Source organism: Streptomyces caniferus (genome assembly GCF_009811555.1).
Lineage (GTDB): Bacteria > Actinomycetota > Actinomycetes > Streptomycetales > Streptomycetaceae > Streptomyces > Streptomyces caniferus.
Genome location: NZ_BLIN01000003.1, coordinates 1 through 19398, shown reverse-complemented (window position 1 = coordinate 19398; position 19398 = coordinate 1). Strand labels below are relative to the sequence as shown.

19 protein-coding genes are annotated in these 19398 nt (G+C 70.4%); 8 read left to right on the top strand and 11 right to left on the bottom strand.

Annotated features, from left to right (window positions below):
* Positions 1-198: 198 nt before the first annotated feature.
* The 7 genes from Scani_RS08865 to Scani_RS08840 form a co-directional block, all read right to left on the bottom strand.
* Complete coding sequence (locus tag Scani_RS08865; protein ID WP_159471979.1) at positions 199-1068, bottom strand: LLM class F420-dependent oxidoreductase; 870 nt, start codon at positions 1066-1068, stop codon at positions 199-201.
* Positions 1069-1501: 433 nt separating this feature from the next.
* Entirely contained in the window at positions 1502-1984 is a 483-nt protein-coding gene (locus Scani_RS08860; protein WP_159471976.1) for an SAM-dependent methyltransferase, read from the bottom strand.
* 464 nt (positions 1985-2448) lie between these two features.
* The gene (locus Scani_RS08855; RefSeq protein ID WP_159471973.1) at positions 2449-2751 is read right to left on the bottom strand and encodes a hypothetical protein; all 303 of its coding nucleotides are present in this window, start codon (positions 2749-2751) and stop codon (positions 2449-2451) included.
* On the bottom strand, positions 2748-2921 hold the full coding sequence (locus tag Scani_RS08850; protein ID WP_159471970.1) for a hypothetical protein: 174 nt from the start codon (positions 2919-2921) through the stop codon (positions 2748-2750). Before Scani_RS08850 ends, Scani_RS08855 begins: the two co-directional genes overlap by 4 nt.
* Positions 2922-3125: 204 nt before the next feature.
* Positions 3126-3257, bottom strand: coding sequence for a hypothetical protein (locus Scani_RS41685; RefSeq protein WP_281391891.1), 132 nt, complete (start codon positions 3255-3257; stop codon positions 3126-3128).
* Between the two features lie 376 nt (positions 3258-3633).
* Positions 3634-3828: a hypothetical protein gene (locus Scani_RS08845; protein ID WP_159471967.1), complete on the bottom strand. Its 195-nt coding sequence runs from the start codon at positions 3826-3828 to the stop codon at positions 3634-3636.
* A gap of 305 nt (positions 3829-4133) precedes the next feature.
* The gene (locus tag Scani_RS08840) at positions 4134-4814 is read right to left on the bottom strand and encodes a TetR/AcrR family transcriptional regulator (protein WP_159471964.1); all 681 of its coding nucleotides are present in this window, start codon (positions 4812-4814) and stop codon (positions 4134-4136) included.
* A 151-nt stretch (positions 4815-4965) separates the two neighbouring features.
* On the opposite strand from Scani_RS08840, the gene Scani_RS08835 reads away from it, so the two are divergent.
* Positions 4966-5892, top strand: coding sequence for an NADP-dependent oxidoreductase (locus tag Scani_RS08835; RefSeq protein ID WP_218039166.1), 927 nt, complete (start codon positions 4966-4968; stop codon positions 5890-5892).
* A 1130-nt stretch (positions 5893-7022) separates the two neighbouring features.
* Here Scani_RS08835 and Scani_RS08830 read toward each other — a convergent pair.
* The 3 genes from Scani_RS08830 to Scani_RS08820 form a co-directional block, all read right to left on the bottom strand.
* Positions 7023-7856, bottom strand: coding sequence for a PIG-L family deacetylase (locus Scani_RS08830; protein WP_159471962.1), 834 nt, complete (start codon positions 7854-7856; stop codon positions 7023-7025).
* A gap of 1424 nt (positions 7857-9280) precedes the next feature.
* On the bottom strand, positions 9281-9928 hold the full coding sequence (locus Scani_RS08825) for a TnsA-like heteromeric transposase endonuclease subunit (protein ID WP_246295638.1): 648 nt from the start codon (positions 9926-9928) through the stop codon (positions 9281-9283).
* A gap of 512 nt (positions 9929-10440) precedes the next feature.
* Positions 10441-11436 carry a helix-turn-helix transcriptional regulator gene (locus Scani_RS08820; protein WP_159471956.1) on the bottom strand — a complete coding sequence of 332 codons (996 nt, stop codon included), beginning with the start codon at positions 11434-11436 and terminating at the stop codon, positions 10441-10443.
* A 63-nt stretch (positions 11437-11499) separates the two neighbouring features.
* Between Scani_RS08820 and Scani_RS08815 the strand changes: the two genes are divergently transcribed.
* The 7 genes from Scani_RS08815 to Scani_RS08790 all read left to right on the top strand — a co-directional run bounded on the left by Scani_RS08815 (position 11500) and on the right by Scani_RS08790 (position 18910).
* The gene (locus Scani_RS08815) at positions 11500-12645 is read left to right on the top strand and encodes an epoxide hydrolase family protein (RefSeq protein WP_159471953.1); all 1146 of its coding nucleotides are present in this window, start codon (positions 11500-11502) and stop codon (positions 12643-12645) included.
* Between the two features lie 353 nt (positions 12646-12998).
* A complete protein-coding gene (locus Scani_RS08810) occupies positions 12999-13418 on the top strand; it encodes an N-acetyltransferase (RefSeq protein ID WP_159471950.1) in 420 nt (139 codons plus the stop codon).
* A 337-nt stretch (positions 13419-13755) separates the two neighbouring features.
* A complete protein-coding gene (locus tag Scani_RS08805; RefSeq protein WP_159471947.1) occupies positions 13756-15237 on the top strand; it encodes an AAA family ATPase in 1482 nt (493 codons plus the stop codon).
* A complete protein-coding gene (locus tag Scani_RS42330) occupies positions 15191-15733 on the top strand; it encodes a hypothetical protein (RefSeq protein WP_246295637.1) in 543 nt (180 codons plus the stop codon). The genes Scani_RS08805 and Scani_RS42330 overlap by 47 nt, the downstream gene beginning before the upstream one ends.
* A 60-nt stretch (positions 15734-15793) precedes the next feature.
* Positions 15794-17011, top strand: a complete 1218-nt coding sequence (locus Scani_RS08800) for a TnsB C-terminal domain-containing protein (protein ID WP_246295636.1) — start codon at positions 15794-15796, stop codon at positions 17009-17011.
* A complete protein-coding gene (locus Scani_RS08795; RefSeq protein WP_174872659.1) occupies positions 17008-17751 on the top strand; it encodes an AAA family ATPase in 744 nt (247 codons plus the stop codon). The genes Scani_RS08800 and Scani_RS08795 overlap by 4 nt, the downstream gene beginning before the upstream one ends.
* 19 nt (positions 17752-17770) lie before the next feature.
* Positions 17771-18910, top strand: a complete 1140-nt coding sequence (locus tag Scani_RS08790) for a hypothetical protein (protein ID WP_246295635.1) — start codon at positions 17771-17773, stop codon at positions 18908-18910.
* Between the two features lie 23 nt (positions 18911-18933).
* Here the strand turns inward: Scani_RS08790 and tpg are convergent.
* The coding region (gene tpg, locus Scani_RS40710) for a telomere-protecting terminal protein Tpg (RefSeq protein ID WP_246295633.1) at positions 18934-19398 on the bottom strand (465 nt) is incomplete at its 5' end.

Here is a 19398-nt window from a genome sequence, read left to right as displayed (position 1 = left end):
ACCCGGACGGGGCACCGGCCACACATCAGCCCCGGGCACAGGGCCTCGCCCAGCACTCCAGAGTCAGCCCTGCCGATTCGACACCAAGTGGCGCGCCCGTCGCGGCAGCCCAGGCCGGCCATCTCGTCCCCCAGAGACGCCTTGTGGGCGCGCAAGCACACGGCTGGTGCTCCGGCCGGCCTGGTCATCCCGGCCTGGTCAATCCTCCGGGCGAATCCAGGTCCGGGCGAGTTGTTCGACCCAGGCGGCCGCGGCGTCAGGAGCGGGCGGGGGTGCGCCCACGACGACGAGTTCGGTGACGCCCGCCGCACCGAGTGCCGGCAGGTGCTCCGGGTCGCCGTCGCTCAGCGCGACGGCGACCGTGAACTCATCGAAATCGCGACCATGGCGGGCGCACTCATCGGCGAGAACGGCGATGCGCGCCGGGACATCCGCCGCCGGGACGTTGAATCCGTACCAGCCGTCGGCGAGCGTGGCCGCGCGGCGCAGCGCGGCGTCGCTATTGCCGCCGACCACGACCGGGAGCCGGGCGCCGCGCAACGGCTTCGGGTTGACCCGGACCGCGTCGAAGCGGGTGAACTCTCCTGCGAAGGAGGCCGGGTCCTCGGCCCAAAGGGTCCGCATCGCGGCGAGGTACTCATCAGTGCGCCGCCCGCGCCCGGCGAAGGGGACTCCGAGGGCCGCGAATTCCTCTGCCGACCACCCGACCCCGACCCCGAGGCTGAACCGCCCCGCACAGAGCACATCGAGTGTGGCGGCCTGTTTGGCGACCAGGACCGGATTGTGCTCGGGCAGCAGGAGCACGCCCGAGGCGAGCTCGATCCGGCTGGTGACCGCCGCCGCGAAGGTCAGAGCAAGCAGCGGGTCCAGCCAGTCCGCGTCCGCGGGGACGGCGATCCGGCCGTCCGCGGAGTAGGGGTAGCGCGAGGCAGGCGCGTCCACGAGCACCACGTGCTCGCCGCACCACAGCCTCGCGAAGCCGTGCGTCTCCGCGGCCGTGGCCACCGCACGGATCACCTCGGGACGGGCACCATCGCCGACACCGAGCGCGTGCAACCCCACTCGCATGCTCCACCTCCGCGCGTCACCCTAGGCGCGAAGCGCGGACGCGCCCGGGTGCGACATGGCGCGCCGCGCGCACAGACACAGACGCAGCAAGAGCGCGACCTGACGAAGCGACAGGCCCATGAACAGGCCCGTAAGAGGGTGGCCGCCCAGCCCGAGCACAGCTGCCGACCGGACAGAAGCCGTCAGATCCACCTTCGCCTGTGCAGCCCAGGGCATGGCCCAGCTCAGAGAGGGCCACCCGTTGTTCCACATCCATTCGCCGAGGTCAGCTCCATGTCATGGCTGGTGAACAGGGCCGTGAGGGCCGCGTCTCCCTTCGGGCTTCCGATCTTGAAATGGCCGGTGAGGCCGACCAGGAGGCGGGGGCTCTCGTTCTCGGTGCCGAGGGCGGCCGCGGCTCGGGGCCACCACGTGCTTGCGGAGGTCGGGTTGGTCAGTGGTAGTGGCGCATGATGTCGGTGGCCCAGTCAGGCTGGGTGGTGTGGCCTTGGGGGCCGAATTCGGTCATGTAGGGCTTGATGTCGAGGACGGGGGTGCCGTTGACGGCGTCCAGGCCTTGGACGTGCAGGTCGAGGCCGTCGGTTTTGAGGAGGCGGCAGCGGGAGACGCCGAGCCGGTTGGGGCGGTTCTTGCCGCGCTGGGCGAAGATGCCGACCAGGGGCCAGTCGGTGTTGCCGCGGGGGTGCCGGGCGCCGGTCTGGATCTTGTTGGTGGGGACGCGGTCGAAGTGGTAGACGACTTCCAGGTGGGAGAAGGTGTCCAGGCCCGCCACCGCCTCCGGGCCGTACTGGCCGGCGTCCAGGCGGATGATCGCAGTCTCGTTGCCCCAGTCGTCGTCGCGGACCTCCGCCCGGCCGCCGATCACCCGGCCCACTGGCACCGAAATCACTGCGGCAGGAGTGCTGTTCTCGGACATGTGCAGTGCCTTTCGTTCAAAGAGGCGGTCAGTTACTCGAGTTGGCCTACCGTACTGATGGCCTGCGGTCGTCGGTACGCGGTACGTCGGTATGCGGTACGTGCGTACCGTGCCAAAGCGGTCCGGCCGCTCGCACAGTTGCTCCCGTAGCGTCCTCAACTCGGTGTGATCTGCGGCAGATCCATAGAGTGGGTGCACGGCCCGGTACACCGCTGCCCCTGTGTTCGCCGTGCACGTGGGTCTTTCACCGAGTGGTGCGCCCCTCGATCTCGGGTGGTCCTGCTGCCGGGCAAGGGCGAGCACCGCCGGCGGTGTCCGTGGCCGGCGCCTGTGCGGGCACCGGCGTCGCGGCCAACTACTCGTAACGCCGTTGCCCTGAGCCCCGCACCGTCGTGGAGGGATTATTCAAGTCTTCCGCACACACATGACCCCGGCCGGATCAACGGCCGGGGCACGGTGCTTTTTCACTGGAAGGGAGACCAGTCACCTTCATGGCAGTATTTCTTGTCGTCGTCGCTCTTCTCGCAGTGGAAGTAGTCTTCACTCTGCTCCAGGGTGAAGAGTCCAGGCTTCTTGGGTGTCCAGTTCAGCCTCACATTGTGAATGCGGTATTTCTCAATCAAGTGCGTATCGCCTATAACGTCATCGGACTCGCCGCATACGCCGTGCTTCGGGGGACTCCACTTGATCACCTCGGGATTTTTCCGTGCAGCGCATACCAGCTCGGCCGGGCTCAGGCGCGTCGAATACGTGGAAACGATCTTCACCGTGCAGTTGACCCAAGGTTCGGTGGCTTCTCCTTGCAGCCCTTCTCCACCTTGCGGTCCTTGAGTGCTAAGCCGTCGATGGCCTTGTCGAAGTTCTCCGCAACGCTCATCATGCGCTTTTCCTTCACTTCTTCCGCGTGGTTCGCATCTTGGCGGTCTTGCGATGACATACCGGTGCCACACCCTGCGGGAGCCAACAGCGCCGCTGCCGCGACAGATCGTGCTATCCACTTCCGCACCAGGATCCTCCGTTAGATGGTGTACGCGTATGCTGTTCGTCAAGCATTTCTCTATCATCCACGGCGCCGTGGCCGTCGTTGAGGAGTTTGCGGCTCCGGGGCGGGGTGAGGCCGTGCCGGGTAGTGTTCTCCCACTCACCGGCATCCGTCATCGCCGTCAGTCGCCGACTGGGGGCAGCTGTCCTCTCGTTCCAGAACTGCCGACATCAGCGCCACCTCTTCTTCGCTGGCCTGCAAGTGGAATTCACTGTCTTCCAGGTCAGCCATGAGCACCAGACCAAGACCGAAGTCACGATGCTGCCAAGGCTGCACTTTTCGTGGGTTGCTCGTTCAGCATCACCATCCTCCTCATTAGCCCTTTTGCCCCGCCGCTGCCCTGGCCAGAAGCATCCGCCGGGGGAACACGGGGCGGGTCGGCAACGCTCGCTCGAGCCCTTCAGAGATCTCGTCCACGCCTGCCCCGAGCTGTTCCAACGCCGCCCAGCGGCCGCCTGCACACCTCTGGTCTCTCACGCCGCCCGCTCGCTCCGGCCGCTTCCAGCATCTCCGGGACATCCCCGCGGATGCTGGGCTGGACGTGCCATCTCATGAGGTTGTTCACGCCTCGACGGCCGGATACAGGCCGGCTGCCAGCCGCCGAGAGTCACTGTGCGAAGAAGGGGCAGGCGGGCAGCACGGCGAGGTTGCAGACACTGCGGTGACGCCCGCCCCCGCCGGGGCGGAACCCGTGCCCCAAGTCTTCCAGGTCTTCGACGGTGACAGGCAGGTAGTCGTTCGGGGCTGCGGGGATGTGGCGTCGGCACAGCAGATGGACACGGTCCTGCGAGAGGTAGGGCACGACCTGATCAGGTGCGGACGCCGCAGGAAGGGGCATCGAATGCGAGGACTCGCGGTCTGGTGCAGGGGCCCGCCGGAATGATGGTGACAGCGTCTCCGATCACGTTCGCACACGAGGCGCAGAGCATGAAGGTGCGCCCGTCTGGCGTTGTTGGTTTCCGGGAACGGTGTTTGTCGACGGTCTTCGGGGGTGGTTGGTGGTCATGGGGCTCTGGGATGTCGGGCTGGGCTGACGGCAGCGCCGGTGGTGGTGTGTGAGGAGCATCCTCGTCGGGGCGCGTGCCCCCTGGCTGACGCCGCCGGTGGTCACGTCGTTCGGTGGGGTGGTTTGTAGAGGTCGTCGAGGCGGAGTGGTGCGGGCTGGGGCAGGGGTGTGTTGTCCGTCGGCTGGCAGGACTGGAGGAAGTAGGCGAGCAGGCGGCGGGATGCGGTCATGGAGGCTGCCGGGGTCTCTCGCACGACGCCGTTGTTGGCCAGGAGCAGGAGGGTGACGTCGCTGGGGTCGAAGTCCTTGCGCAGCTGTCCGGTGTCCTTCGCGCGCTGTACCAGCTGGGCGAGGGATGCCTCGGCGCGGGCACGCTCGTGATGGACGTCGGGCGCGTCGGGGAATTGGGAGAGGAACGCGGCGCTGAACCCGCGGTCCTGGGCCTGCATCATGCACACCTTGGTGAGGACGTTGCGCAGTCCGCGCCAGGGATCGTCGTCCTGAAGGGCCTCGTCGAGGGCTGCGACGCAGTGGCTGAGTTGTTCGGAGAACGCCGCGGCGATCAGTGAGCCGCGTGTGGGGAAGTGCCGGTAGAGGGTGGCGGCACCCACGCCCGCTCTGCGGGCGATGGAGCTGGAAGATACGTCGGTGCCGTTGAGGGCGTACGCCTCGCGGGCGGCCTGGAGGAGCCGGGCGCGGTTGTGCCGGGCGTCCGCTCTCTGCCCCGGGGCGTGCGGGCCGGAGGCGGAGGGGGGCGCGTTCCGAGACAGTTCGCCAGGCATGTCTCCCACTTAATCACCAACGGAAGGGTTCGACCGTTTAAGCGGGTTAGCGTGACCTGGTGCCGCGGCGGCTCGCGGTCACTCTCTGCCGCGAAGGTGAGCGGCTGCGAGTTCTCTTGCTCAACGACGTGCCTGTGTACGGAGGTTGTCCGTGTTTGCTGTGCAGTACCACCGCTATGGCGGTTCCGAGGTCCTCAGCGTCGAGGAGGCCGACGAGCCACACGCCGGGCCGGGTCAGGTCCGTATCGCGGTGCGTGCCACCGGCGTCACCCCTGCTGACTGGTACCTGCGCTCAGGGATGCTGCGGGACATCGCCACCGTGGACTTCCCCCACATACCCGGAATGGATGCCGCGGGGATAGTCGACGAGGTGGGAGAGGGGGTGACCGGCACCGCCGCGGGCGAGGCGGTCTTCGGCCTCGTCCCCTTCGTGGATCAGGGAGGCGCCGCGGCCCAGTACGCCGTGCTGGAGGCTTGGGCACCCAAGCCGCGCTCGTGGTCCTTCGAAGAAGCGGGCGGCGCCGCCGGCAACATCGACACGGCCACGCGCGTACTGGAGGCCCTGGGCGCCTGCGACGGCATGACGTTGCTGATCGAGGGCGCTGCCGGAGGCGTCGGCACCGTCACTGCGCAACTCGCCCGGGCCCGCGGCCTCACCGTGATCGGCACCGCGAGCGAAGGCAACCACGGCTTCCTCGACCGGCTCGGCGTCGTACCGGTCACCTACGGGGCGGGGCTGGCCGACCGCCTTGCCGCACTGGCTCCGCACGGTGTCGATGTGGTTCTGGACGCGGCCGGGAAGGGCTCTCTTGCCGAACTGGTGGCCATCGCCGGCGATCCGCACCGCGTGGTGACCATCGCAGACTTCGACGCCGGCCGGCACGCAGTGCGGTACCTCCGCTCCGAAGCCGGAGAGTCGCCGGGCTGGGCAGGACTGCCGCTGGCGGCCCGCCTCGCCGACCACGGCCGCCTCACCGTCCCGCTGCACGCTGTGTTCCCGCTGAAGGAGGCCGCCACAGCTCATGACGTCAGCGCCACCGGCCACGCGCGCGGCAAGATAGTCCTCACCGTGCCCTGACACGGCGGACGATCCGGCCCGCAACCAGCCGCCGGCAACCAGCGGCCCGCAGCAAGGCGGCCACAACTGTGGTGGCCTTCGCCGCCGGACCGCACGCTGACGCCGGCCACCACGCTGTACCGACCCACGAACTGCCGTAGTCCGCATTGACCGTGCCCGCCCTCGGCCACCGGCCCCCATTCGTCGTCGGCGGCGTCTTTGCCGCGCCGGGGCCGCAGGCCGCCGGCCAGGCCGGGAAGCTGGAAGGAGCAGCGGCTAGACCCGGCGAACGCCCGCCGGCCCCGTCTCCTGGATCTCCCCGGCTGCCTACGGGACCTCCCGTCACGCTCGCCGTAGCGCTCGGGACACGACCGGCCCGTAATCTCCAATTGCTCCGCCAGATACCGGCGACCTCGTCGGCGCCTGCCGCAGGTCCGGCAGGAACCGTCCCAGGCACCGCGCACGTTCGTCAGCTGGACCGCGACCGTCAGCCGGTCGTGTGCACGCCGCTTGGCCTGCACCCCCTCCCGGACCACGTCGCCGAGAAGTAAGTACCTCTCCAACTCTGTACGGAAGGGCGCCCCGTAGAACGCCCCGTGCCTGGCTGCGATGTGCCGGTTTGGTGTCAGTGGGTGGGTGTCAGTGGGGGGCTGTCAGTGACGGCGGGTCAGGCCGGGGTGTTGTCGCTGCTCGGGTGGTGAGTATGAGCGAGGTCTCTGCTCGGGGGGGTGTAGCGGGTGCGGCTGTCATGGGGCGGTCCACCCACTCCGCTTCACTGTCTCAGGATCGGCACTTCTGATCCTTCAGCGGCCGTGCGGCCGTGCGGCCGCACGGCCGCACGGTGGTGGGCCTCGGTGTCCGGGAAGAGGGAAGGGAAGGGGGTGGGGGAGCCGGGTGTGTGGGTTGAGGTCACGGCGCGGCTGGACGTGTCCAGACCGGTGCTGGTGATGCGGCTGCTGGAGCTCGATGCGGCCGGGGCGTTGACGACGGCGCATGCCCGTGCGGGCAGCCCGCAGGTCTCCCACCTGTACGGTGCCGGGTGGTCGCGGGCTGCCGGAACGGGACTGGCGTGGACGGGCCTCAGGGGGTGCGACGCGCAAGATCGCGTCGTGCGCCGATGAGTTTTCCCGCGCCCCGTTCGGACGCTCGGGTCAGCGTAGTCCGGTGAAGAGGTCGTTCTCGGGTATGGCTGTGCCGGTGGTGTCCTGGACACGTACGAAGGTTTCCGTGCCCATCAACTCGCCGAAGCGTTCCTTGCCCATCTTGAGGAAGAAGATGTTCTCGCCCTGACTGGCGTGTGCGGCCAGGGCGTCGAACTTCTGGCCGCTGAATGCGGTGGTGTCCACCCATGTGGTGATCTCGTCGTCGGGGAGGCCGATCTCGGCTATCGCGGCGGCCTCGGCGGGATCCGGCTCCGGCATGTCCTCCTGGAACTCGCGCATGGTCTCGGCGAACTGTTGCATCATCGAGCGGGGCATCGTCGTCCAGTACACCTTCGGTGTCAGCGCGGTCATCTCCAGCGCTGCCATCGTGATGCGGTGGGTCTGGATGTGGTCGGGGTGGCCGTAGAAGCCGTTCTCGTCGTAGGTGACGACCACATCGGGTCGGTAGTGCCGCATGAGTTGTGCGAGGCGGGCGGCGCCTTCCTCCACGGGGGTCTGCCAGAAGGATCCGGGGGCGTCGTTGCTCGGCCAGCCGATCATCCCGGAGTCGGCGTAGTCCAGCATCTCCAGATCGCTGATCTTGAGGGCTTCACAGCTCGCTTCGAGTTCTTGACGGCGCATCAGGGCGACGGCCGCCGGATCGTGCCCGGGGTCGCCCGGCTTGGCACCTCCCGGTCCGTCACCGCAACCGCCGTCGGTACACGTCACGAGAACCGTGCGGATGCCCTCCGCCGCGTACCGCGCCAGGACTCCTCCGGTTCCGGTGGCCTCGTCGTCGGGGTGGGCGTGTACTGCCATGAGCGTCAAGGGCCGGTCGGTCATGAACAAGTCCTCCTGCGGAAATACATCCTGGTCTGAATGCGCGGCGGGCGTACCGCGATCCCGGGGGTCCGGATCCTGTGGGGGCGGATGGCCTTGTTCCCACCGTGCGACGCCGGTCCCTCGGTCATGCAACAGTGCCGGCAGGACGGCGATTCCCCAGCGGCGATTCCCAGGGTTGCGGCCGCGGGCCCGGGCAGAGGGAGCGGCCGCCGCGTGCCGCTTGAGCACCCGCCCGCATCCGGCTACCGCCCGGTGGTAAGCCCTGGTGTTGAACGACGCCGAGGACCGCCTGCCGGCCAAGCCCCCTGCCGCGCGTCCTACGGTTTCCCCTCCCAGCCCCCTGCGCCGCCCTCTGCGGCGCAAGAGGCTGAAGCCACAGGCCGCAGGCCACGGGCCACGGTCAAGGGCTGCCCGGCACTTCGACAACCTTCCTCCCCCTCTCCTGCCAGTGATGGTGTTGGTGAGTTGGGGGTGGGCGTCGGGCTCGGGCCGGGCTCGTGGCCGCAGGCCGGGCGGACGCACCGGCCGCGACCGGCGCGGTGGGGGAGGGGCGGGGTAGTGGGTGGGACGAAGCGCCGGCCGTACGGGTCGACGGCCAAGACGCGGCAGAGGGTGCTCGCCGCGCTGGGCGTGGTGAAGGTGGGGACCGCCGGGCAGATCCGCCGGCTGATGTGCCTGGGTACGGCCGGCGCGCAGACCGTGCGCAACGGCTGCCTCGACCTCGGCGTGACGGCCTGGTGGAGTCGCTCGGTTCGGCCGGCCGCACCAACGCGGACGGCAACCTGGTCTCCGAGAGGCTGTGGAACCTGACCGGCCCCGGCCTGGAGGCCGCGGCCGCGTTGCTGGACCGGCCGGTGCGGGAGAGGGGCGGCTCCGCCCGCGGCGCCGCACGCGCGGGCCAGGCCCGATGTCTCCGAGCAGATCGTGGATGCTGCGCTCGCCGCGCACTGCACCGACCTCACCGAACCCCGCGCCGTCCGCGGCCGCCAGGCGGACTACCGCCTCTGCACCGCCCGCTGGGCCCTGATCGATCCGCCGCCCCCTCGGCGGCCTTGGCCGCCTCCCGCTCGGCGAGCCCCGCACGGCCGGGTCATACCCGGTTCGAGGGGGCCAGTCCTGGTGGGAGCCGACGTGCCCGGTCTCGACTTCCAGGATGTGCCGCTCCCAGGCCAGGGCTTTCTCCCGGACCGAGGGGTCAAGCCCGTCCAGCGGGCCGTGTACGGGCACTCGTCGGCGCGTGGAGCGGGGGTGGTCCAGGACGTTGAAGTCCTGCGCCCCGAGTACCTGGGTGAGCAGCAACACCTGCACGCCGGCGTCTTCCTCGGCGAGCAGCCGGCAGCGAGGCCCGTCCAGACCGGCCAGGACGTGGATCCGGTCGTCGAACCGGATCCGGTCGCCGACCTTGACGACGTCCACCGCCCGCTTCACTGTTCCGCTCCTCGACGCCGTCCGGCGGGCCTGGCGGTCACAAGGGTTTCCTCGTTCAAGGGACGGGCCCAGTCCATGGACAGCAGGCCGTGCCACAACTGGTGGTAGACAGCCGGCAGCGTCGCGATCGGGTCCCCGAGCCGGAGCGCACCCGCACCCAACGCGGTGGGCGCGGGGAACGCCCGCCGAAGCCGGGTAGGAGAGATCCCGACCGAACACCGGGGATGGCGGTAGCCCGACAGCCACCGCACGTTGGCCGTGACCACCGGATCGGCGGCAGCCGCGAACCGGTGCTCCCAACCGACTTCCCGCGCACACGCTTCAACCACCCGCGCCCGGCCTGCGAGCCGCCCGGACGCTCCACCCCGCCCGAGGCAGTCCACAAGGTGCATCGTGCCGTCGGCCAAGGCCACGGCCAGGTCAGGGGCATGGGTGACAACCCTTCCCCCTTCCTCCCACACGAACTCCACCGGCCGACACGCCATGCCCACCACCTGCGGATCCCGGTCCAGCAGCATGACCGCGTCCCGCATCGCCGCGCTCCCGTAGCCCACCAGACGACCTGTGGTCGCGGACCACCACCATCCCGGAGCCAGGCGCCGTCCGCGCCGTACCGGGAAACCACGCACGACCGGGTAGTCCACGGGCCGTAACTCCCCGGCCGTGGTCCGCCACGGCAGCTGGACCACGACCCCGTCGGGCCCCACGAACCGCACGTTCACATGACGCGGATGCACCCCGCCCCCTCTGTCGAGTCCAAGGCAAGACCACAGGCAAGCCCCCTCCCCCTCAGTGGAGAACGGGTCGGCCAATCTGCGCAATGCGCAGATACACCGAGCCCCACGATGCGGTGAAAAACTCTCAGGCCAGCCCGAACGCTCCTTCTGACTCTGCTAAGTCCGGGGCGACAGCGCGTGTTCGGCGGAGGAGCTTGCGCGCCAGCATCGCCCACCGCAAACCGTGGGCAGAATTGGACTGCGCAGGTTAGTTGAGCATTGTCCCGTCTCAATCGATCTGGTCCGGACCGGGACTGTGAGCTGGGGCGACCAGATGGGTTGAGACGGCTGCCTGACGCGGATCTCAATTGATGGGGTCCGCCTGGGCTGTTCTCCTGAGTTGTCTCAGGAGGTCCGGTCCGGCGGTGGCGGATCTGTTGTTAGCGGGCCTGGCGGGTCTTTCCGCCCCGGCGGATAGCCGGTGTGGAGCGGGCGTAGCGGTCGGCGAGTCGACGGAGGTGGGTGACCAGTTCCCCGGGCTCGCTGACCTCGAAGTCGAAGTCGAGCATGCCCAGGTAGACGGCGAGGGTCTGTACCGTGTCCGCACCGGTGACCAGTACGCAGCTGTCGGCGTCGACGGCCTCGACCGTGCCCACCGCCGGGTTGATCCGCTCGATCACCGCCGCCGCGGGCGCACGGACGACCACCCGCGCGTGGTAGCGCCAGGCGGCGCTCGACACCCGTTGGGAGACGTACGCGGAAACGTCGCCACCGGGCGGTTCGCGCGGGGCGAAGCGCGGTCCGGTCGGGGTTCGGGGCTCGATCCGGTCGACCCTGAAGGTACGCCAGTCCTCGCGCTCCACGTCCCAGGCCACCAGGTACCAGCGCCGTCCCCAGTTCACGGCCCGGTACGGCTCCACCAAGCGGCGCGTGGGCGAGCCCGCGTGGTCCAGGTAGTCGAACCGCAGCCGCTCCCGGTCGCGGCAGGCGGACACGAGAACGGTCAGCACGTCCGCGGAGACGGCCGGCACGGGACGGTCCGGGCGCACGGCCACGGTGTACGCCATCAGGGTCCGCACCCGGCGGCGCAGCCGTGACGGCAGCACCTGTTCCAGTTTGGCCAGCGCCCGAAGCGAGGTCTCTTCGGCGCCGGGGACGGCGCCCTGCGCGGCGGTGCGCAGGGCGATCGTCACGGCGACGGCCTCCTCGTCGTCGAGCAGCAGCGGAGGCATCGCCGCCCCGGCGCCCAGCCGGTAGCCGCCCGTGGCGCCGCGAGTGGCGTCCACGGGATAGCCGAGCTCGCGCAGCCGGTCGACGTCGTTGCGGACGGTACGGCCGCTCACCCCCAGCCGCTCGGCCAGTTCGGATCCCGGCCAGGACCTCGGGGTCTGCAAGAGGGAGAGCAGGCGCAGCAACCGTGCGGAGGTATCGAGCATGGGCCCCAGCCTGTTCTGCCATTAGGAAGGAATCGTGCCTATATCCAGAATAGTGTCCTACCCATGGAGAACAGCAGCAACACCGACGCCCGGATCCACCCCTTCCGCATCGACGTCCCGCAGGGCGACCTCGACGACCTGCGCGACCGGCTGGCGCGCACCCGCTGGGGGAGCGAGATCCCCGGCGCCGGGTGGAGCCGGGGTGTGCCCACCGACTACCTCAAGGCCTTGGCCGCGTACTGGGCCGACGGTTTCGACTGGCGCAAGGCGGAGGCGGAGCTCAACGAGTTCCCCCAGTTCACCACCGAGATCGACGGTCAGAACATTCACTTCCTCCACGTCCGTTCGCAGAACCCGGCGGCCGTCCCGTTGCTCCTGCTGCACGACTGGCCCTGCTCGTTCGTGCAGTTCGCCGACGTCATCCGGCCGCTGACGGAGGAGTTCCACGTCATCGTGACCTCGACGCCCGGCACCGGCTTCTCCGGCCCGCTCGGCGAGGCCGGCTGGAACACCGGCCGCATCGCGGGCGCGTTCGTCGAACTGATGGGCCGACTCGGCTACGACTCGTACGGCGTCCAGGGAACGGGCGGCGGCGCCTGGATCGCCGCCGAGCTGGGGCGCCAGGCACCCGACCGGGTCATCGGCATCCACGTCAACGGCCTGGTCACCTTCCCCTCCGGGGACCCCTCCGAGTTCGAGGGGCTGACCGCGTCCGAGCAGGAGCGCCTCGCGCGGCTTGAGGACTTCCAGCAGGACAAGATGGGATTCAACGCCATCCAGTCCACCCGCCCGCAGACCCTCGCGTACGGCCTGCACGACTCGCCGGTCGGCCAACTCGCGTGGATCGCGGAGAAGTTCAAGGAATGGACGGACCCCGCCACCGAGCTCCCCGAGGACGCCGTGGGCCGCGACCGCCTGCTGACCAACATCAGCGTCTACTGGTTCAGCGGCACGGCCGGCTCCTCGGCGAACCTGTACTACGAGTCGGGCCACGACCCGAGCGCCTGGGCCCCGAAGCCGCGCGGCACCGTCCCGACCGGCGTGGCCGTCGCTCTGCACACCGACATCGCCATCCGCCGCTTCGCCGAGCGGGACCACAACATCACCCACTGGAGCGAGCTGGAGCGCGGCGGCAACTTCCTCGCGCTGGAGCAGCCGGAGGCGTTCGTCACCGACGTCCGCGCCTTCTTCCGCACGCTCGGCACCTGACACCTACGGTTGGCACCCCGAGAGTGCCCGGGCAGCCCACGGCCTTGAAGCACCAGGCGGGGACTGCCCGGGCGGCGGTGTGAGTGGGCGTGTTGGTGGCATTGGGTGGGTGTCAGCAGGACGGGATGCTGGGTGCCTGGTCATGGGGATATTTGCGGCCCGGTCTGCTGTCATGAGGTGACCAAGCGGCTGCTGTTTTCCGGTCAGTGTGGGTAGGTCGGCTGTCGTGGAGGTGGCTGTTCCTGTGGTTTGAAGGACAACCGCAGGGACGCCCGCGAGACTCGGACGCGGCAGTGGACTGACGAAGGAGCTCCGGTGAGGACACCTGACGGGCTGGATGAGTTTCGTTGGCGGTGGATGCTTCTTCGCCGTCCGGGACCGAGTGGTTTTTTCTGCTGCACGCCGCGACGCGGCCTGCTGGTTTTCAGGATATTCGCGTCTACGGCCATGACGGGATATCCGATGCGCGGCTCGTGTGGAAGGTCTGTCACGAGTGCGAGCGGGGCGTCATCTCGAAAATCTCGCTCTCTCCGGAAGTGCAGCGGCAAGGTCTCGGCACACGCCTCGTCGACAGGGCACTCCTGAACGGTCCCGGCTATCGCTGGACTACCAGCAGCCAGTCCCCGGATGGTCGGGCGTTCTTCCGGGCGATGACGGCACACACCGGCGCCGAGTTCGCGGCAGGAGCCCGAACATGCGAGCACATCCTGGAGAGTCGGCCCGGACGCCACAAGCCAATACTGGACCGACGCCTCCACCGGATACGTCGCTGACTGCCAGTGCCCCATCTCCGACTGGCGAAGAGGCGCTGGGACGCTTTCTTGTCGCAGACGCCGTTTGACCGGTCGGACGTGAGGCGTGCTGAGCCGGGATGGTAGTTGCCACCACTGCTGGCATGCAGGTGTTTCCGTAGATGAGCCAGGGTCAATACAGGGAGATGTCAGCGGGGTGGGGTGCTGACAGCGGTCCACGGGGCCGGGTCGTGGAACTGGTTGCTGTCATGGGGTGACCGGGTGGCTGTCACGGTGTGGTGAGCAGGTCGCGGTCCAGCTGTGTTGGGTTTGCCTGTTTCTGTACGGGTGGGTGACCGGGGCGGGTGGGGTTGGCCGTGTGACGGTTTTACAGACCCCGGTGGGGGAGGCGGTGCAGGGTCCGGCTGGTTCGGCGGACGCCGGGCGGGTGGAGCGGGCGGTGGTGGTGCGGCGGCTGCTGGCGGTGGACCGGGGTGAGGGCGGTCTGTCGTCGTTGCACGTGCGGATCGCGGCCGGGTTGGCGGGGGTAACGGAGCGGACGGTGTGGCGGTGGCTGGCCGAGGGACGCGAGGGGCGGGTGGAGGCGCGGCCGCGGCAGGGCGGGTTCGTGGTGGGCGACGCCTTGTGGGAGGTGCTCACCCAGGCCGGCGGGAACGTCGCCGAGCTGCGCCGCAGGATGCTCCGGGCGCAGGACGAGGGCGTGCTGGAGCACTGGGAGGCGGAGTTTGTGCCGTCTTTGGCGACGCTGCACCGTGCGGTGAAGGACGAGCTGCGGGCGGGCCGGGTGCTTCAGGTCGCCCGCGCGGCGTCGGGCCGGGTGGAGCCGAGCCGGTACGACCGGGCACCGGCCGAACTCGGCTTCGTAGATGGTGCGAACGGTCCGCCGGTCGTGGACGGCCCGGACGCCATGCCGTCCGGTACGGGTGGTGAGGAACGGCCCGGCGCGGTGAAGACCGCTTCGCGTACCCGGGTGTCCGGTGGGGTGCGCCTGTACGCGCCGGGGGCGCGGTCGGTGTCCACGCGGCAGGTGGCCGGGGTGGTGGAGGCGGTGGGGCACACGGTCGCCGCGCGGGGGATCGGCTGCGTGTACGGGGACACGGGGCTGGGGAAGACGGTCGCGGTCGAGCAGGCTCTGCATCTGCTGCCCGGTCGGGTGCCGGTGTGGCGGGCGGTGGTGGGGGTCAGGCCCGGCCTGCCGCAGGTGCGGGCCGCGTTGTGCGAGGCACTGAGGCTGCCGTCGGGGTCCCTGACCCACCGTGCCGGACCGGCCGACCAGGCACTGGCGGAGGCGCTGGCCGAGCCGGGTGTGCTGTTCCTCGACAACGCGCAGCGTCTGTCACCGCCGGTGCTGGACTACCTGCGGCAGCTGTGGGACTCGCCGGGCTGTGCGGCCGCCTTGGTCTTGTGCGGGGCGGGCAGTGAGCGGGCGCTGGCCCGGGCAGCGGCGATGCGTTCCCGGGTCCTGACCTGGCACCAGGTCAGCCGCCTCGACACGGAGGACGTGCCGCAGACGCTGGGTCTGTTCCACCCGGTGTGGGAGGACGCGGACCCGGTCGACCTGGGGCGGGCGGATGAGCAGACCGCCCGCGGCAACTTCCGTACCTGGGCGAAGATCACCTCGCATGTCTGCGCAGCCCGGGGCCGTGACCCCGGTGCGGTGTGGGGCGGGAGGCGATCGACCAGGCCTGCGCCCGGCTCGGCCCGTACCCATGACGGCCCTCTCACGTGCCCGGGGCACACCGGTTCCGACGGCAGAGAGCCTCATCCCGTTCGGCGAGGAGGGAAACAGCGCGATGACGGACAACGGACCGCAGGACACCAACGGTGGCCACGACGTTGACGCGGGAGGGCAGTGGCTGCCACCGCCGGGGAATCCGGCCGGTGTGCTCGGGAAGCAGTCGCTGGTTGCACTGCGGGCGCCCGCAGTGCGTCGCCTGCTGGCGCTGCGGGCCCGGGGCGGTCTTTCGCGGCAGCACGTGCGGCTGGCGAGGGAGTGCCTGGGGGCATCGGAGCGCACTGTGTGGCGGTGGCTGGCCGAGGCATCCCAGAGCCCGGCGGCGGCTGCGCATCCCGGAGCCCGCCGCACCGGCCGGTTCGAGATCACCGCGGAGATCCGGGTGCTGCTGGCGTACTGGCATGGCAACGCTTCCGCAGTCCACCGCCAGCTCATGGAGCGCGCCGCAGCCGAGGCCGGAGGTGTACGCGCGCAAACGTCCGGCACTGCCGCGCCCGTCCCGCCGGACATCGTGGCTGTTCCGGGTGGGGCAGCCCTGTCGCAGGTGCCGCTGCTGGATCCGCTCCCGTCCCTGTCGACGTTCCTGCGCGCTGCGCCGTGACCTGACGGCGGGGAGCGCGCCGGTCTCGCCACCGGACCGGAGGCAGCACGCGCCCATGACGTGTTCGGCAACCGGCCGGCGTCATGGCGCAACTACGCCTGGGAGACCGACCACGTCCAGGCCCCGCTGCTGGTCGACGCCGACGGCGACCTGGTGCGCCCGTGGATCACCTGGTTCATCGACACCGCCACCAAGGTCATCACCGGTACCGCTGTCACCCCGGGCCATCCCTCCCGCGCGTCGGTACTGGCCGCCTTGCGCGCCGCAGTGGTGCGGGATGAGCCCTACGGCCCGGCCGGGGGAGTGCCGGAGCTGGTGAGGGTGGACCGGGGCAAGGACTTCCTGTCGGCCGCCGTTACCACCGCGCTCGGCGCGATGGGCGTGACGGTCAAGGATCTGCCCGCTTACAGCCCGCACCTGAAGGGCACGGTGGAGAGCCTCAACCGGGCTGCGGACCGGATGCTGTTCGCCGCCCTGCCCGGCTACACCGCCGGGCCCACCGGGCCCCGCTCGGAGCGGCGCGGACGTACCGCAGGGGCGGTGTCCGCCCTGTCGTTCCAGGACTTCACCGCGGAGGTCCTGGCGTGGATGAACTGGTGGAACACTGCGCATCGCCCGAAAGCCCTGTCGGGCCGCACGCCACTGGAGGCGTGGCAGGCCGATCCGACCCCTGTCACCGACATCCCCGCCGCCGACCTGTGGGCCTTTACCCTCAAGGACGACGGCCGGCCCCGAAAGCTGACCAGCCACGGCGTGAGCTGGCGCGGCCGCACCTACACCGCCGCGTGGATGACCGGCCAGGCCGGCCGCAAGGTCCGCGTGCGCTACATGCCGCACCACGACCACGAGATCGAGGTCTGCGACGCCCGAAGCCGCCACCTCGGCCCGGCGCACCTCGCGGACGCGGCCACCCCCGAGCAACTGCAGGCGCTGCGCGAGGCACGTGCGGAGCGCGCCCGGCGCCTGCGCGCCGACGCGAAGGCCGCCGAACGCCTGCGCCGCCAGCGATTCGCCCCCACCACCAGCGCGGAGCCCGCCCAGCGGCTGGGAGCCGTCACGGCCGCCCAGGCCGACCGTGAACTCGCCGCCGCCGACTACACCGACGTCGCACGGCTGGCACTGCCCGACCTGATCCCGCCCGCCCCGCCTCCAGCGCACTGGCGCACCCCGCCCGCCCTCGCTGCCGGCACCGCGTCACCTCCACCCGTCCCCGCTCCAGCCGAGCCAGCGGACACCCTGCCGGAGCCCGGCACCCACCCCGCAGGAGACGCCTCGTGACCGCGGCCACTTACCAGTACGTCGACCTGCCCGATGCGTCCGTGGTCACCACCCGGGCCCTGCTCACCGCCCGGGAGAACATCGCCGACACCGTCGCCGCGCGCGCCATGATGTGCATCCACGGTGGCGCCGGCTTTGGCAAGACTCTCGCGGTCAACACGTGCCTGCACGAACTCGAACCCGTAGAGGACGTCCGACGGGTCACCTTCCGGGCCCGTCCCACGGCCCGCGCGGTGCGCTACGAGCTGTTCACCGCTCTCGATCTGGCCGGTGAACCGCCGCGCCACCCCAGCGAGTTCGACCGGCTGCTGAAGACGGCCCTGGCCGAGCGCCCCCGCACGTTCCTCGTGGACGAGGCCCAGTGGCTCAACGGGGAGGCGTTCGAATACTTCCGCTACCTGTGGGACGAACCCGCCACTCAGCTCGCGGTCATCTTCGTCGGCGGGGAGGGCTGCCACACCGTGCTGCGCCGTGAACCGATGCTCTCCTCCCGCATCTTCATCTGGCAGCACTTCACCCGACTTACCCCCAGCGAGGTCCTCGACGTCATCCCTCTGTTCCACCCGGTCTGGGCCGACGCTGATCCTGAGGACATCACCTTCGCCGACAGCCACGCCGCGCACGGCAACTTCCGCGCCTGGGCCCAGCTGACCGCCCACACCCGCACCGCACTGGCCCGCACCGGCCGCGCCCGCGTCGACCAGGAGCTGCTGCGTCGGGCCTTCAGCCGCCTCGCCTGACCACCACACCGCCATGCCCATGCCTCTCGCTGCGCCCCGGCCTATCGCTGTGGTCATCGACCGCCATGACGACGCGATCCACACGCACACCGCCCTGGCCGCCCACCATCCGCCGTCCGGCCGGATCACCCTGCACCCCGGCCCGGGCACCACCAGCGAAACCGGCCTCGCCCACGACCTTCTCGTCGCCCTGGGCAAACCGCCCCTGCTCCCGGGCCGCTTTCCCGGCGGCCGTCAGCCCGCCTGGGAAGCCGCTGCCGCCTGGATGACCGCCCTTCCCATCACCCGGCTGACCGTCCTGCGCGCCCACCGCCTCACCGCCCGCCGCACGATGCGCCTGCTACAGCTACATGCCCTCACCGGTATCCACCTGACCTTGGTCTGCCACCGCCCTCACCTTCCCGCCGCTCTGCACCAGGCCCTGCGGACGGCCGACTACGCCCTCACCGCCGACTTCGAGGCAGCCCGCCGCCACTACTACGGCATGCCTATCACCGAACCCCCGCCGGCAGACGAACCCGCCGGGCCGGCAGACGAACCCGCCGGGCCGGCAGACCGCTGGCTCACCCTGCCCGCACTGGACCGCCTCGTCTCCTACGACAGCCCCAGCCCCTGCGCCGCCCCGTGCACGCCGCCCCCGATCGTCTTCCGGCACCGCCCACCGCCCGCTCCGCTCACCGCGCACATCGCCCAGCAGGTCGCCCACCGGCTGCACGCGGCGACCGCACATCCCCGCCTCGCCGCGGCCGTCCGCCGCCGCACTGACCACCGGCGCCTCCCTCCAGCAACCCGCCACCGCACGCCCCGGCGACTACGACGACGCCGCGGCCACGCTCGCCCTGCACGACCGAGCTCGCTACACCGACGGCTGCGCCGCCTACCCCGTACCGCCCTGGGCGGGCGTCTTCCTGCGGGCTGCGGCCTGCTTCGCCCGGCTGGTATCCAGCGAGGAGCAGGAGCTGCTCGCCGCGCCAGGCGACCGTGGGCACCTGCTGCGCGTGGCGGAGACGGCCAGGCTGCGCCCGCCACAGCCGCCCGCGGCCCGCCGCAAAGGCCCGGTCGGCCGTGTGGAGTGGGACTGGCGCGAGCGGCAGGAAGCCGAGAGGTACGAAGCGACGCCGGCCAGCCGCGTCAGGACCTCGCGACGCTGAACCCCTGACGCGGTCGCTCGAAGAATCAGCCTCAGCCGATCGAGAAGTCGGCGAACTCGACGTCGCTGAAAGCGATGTGCAGACCGTGGGCCCGGCGGCCCCCTTCGCGAAAGTAGCCGTGGCCCAGCGCGCGTGCCAGGATCACCGTTTGCTGCTGCTCGCCCGCGCCGGCATCCCAGGCGGCGAACAGCTCCCGGGCGACCTCTCCCGGCAGGTCCTGGGTGATCCACCGCACCCGCGGATCATCCGAAGACCCTGCTGGCGCGGCGAACCCGAATCGCGCCCTGGTATGGAAGACGAAGCCTTCCGCCTCGGCCTGGGCACGCCGACGGGCTCGTATCCGGGGCTGCCACCGAGCCAGGACCGCTTCCTCGATCGCCCGGACCTGCATCGGACCCGGCGGACGACGTGCTCCTGGCTTCTTCGTCACCCACCGCTGCACGGTGCGCTGCGACACCCCCAGCACGGTGGCCACCCTCTGGGTGGAACCCCGAAG

Bases quoted from the DNA above. Each gene is read 5' to 3' on its own strand.
- Scani_RS08790 (WP_246295635.1), top strand. From the start codon at position 17,771: ATGCCTCTCGCTGCGCCCCGGCCTATCGCTGTGGTCATCGACCGCCAT.
- Scani_RS08860 (WP_159471976.1), bottom strand. From the start codon at position 1,984: ATGTCCGAGAACAGCACTCCTGCCGCAGTGATTTCGGTGCCAGTGGGC.
- Scani_RS08840 (WP_159471964.1), bottom strand. From the start codon at position 4,814: ATGCCTGGCGAACTGTCTCGGAACGCGCCCCCCTCCGCCTCCGGCCCG.
- Scani_RS08815 (WP_159471953.1), top strand. From the start codon at position 11,500: ATGGAGAACAGCAGCAACACCGACGCCCGGATCCACCCCTTCCGCATC.
- Scani_RS08820 (WP_159471956.1), bottom strand. From the start codon at position 11,436: ATGCTCGATACCTCCGCACGGTTGCTGCGCCTGCTCTCCCTCTTGCAG.
- Scani_RS41685 (WP_281391891.1), bottom strand. From the start codon at position 3,257: ATGGCTGACCTGGAAGACAGTGAATTCCACTTGCAGGCCAGCGAAGAA.
- Scani_RS08830 (WP_159471962.1), bottom strand. From the start codon at position 7,856: ATGACCGACCGGCCCTTGACGCTCATGGCAGTACACGCCCACCCCGAC.
- Scani_RS08865 (WP_159471979.1), bottom strand. From the start codon at position 1,068: ATGCGAGTGGGGTTGCACGCGCTCGGTGTCGGCGATGGTGCCCGTCCC.
- Scani_RS08850 (WP_159471970.1), bottom strand. From the start codon at position 2,921: ATGTCATCGCAAGACCGCCAAGATGCGAACCACGCGGAAGAAGTGAAG.
- Scani_RS42330 (WP_246295637.1), top strand. From the start codon at position 15,191: ATGACGGACAACGGACCGCAGGACACCAACGGTGGCCACGACGTTGAC.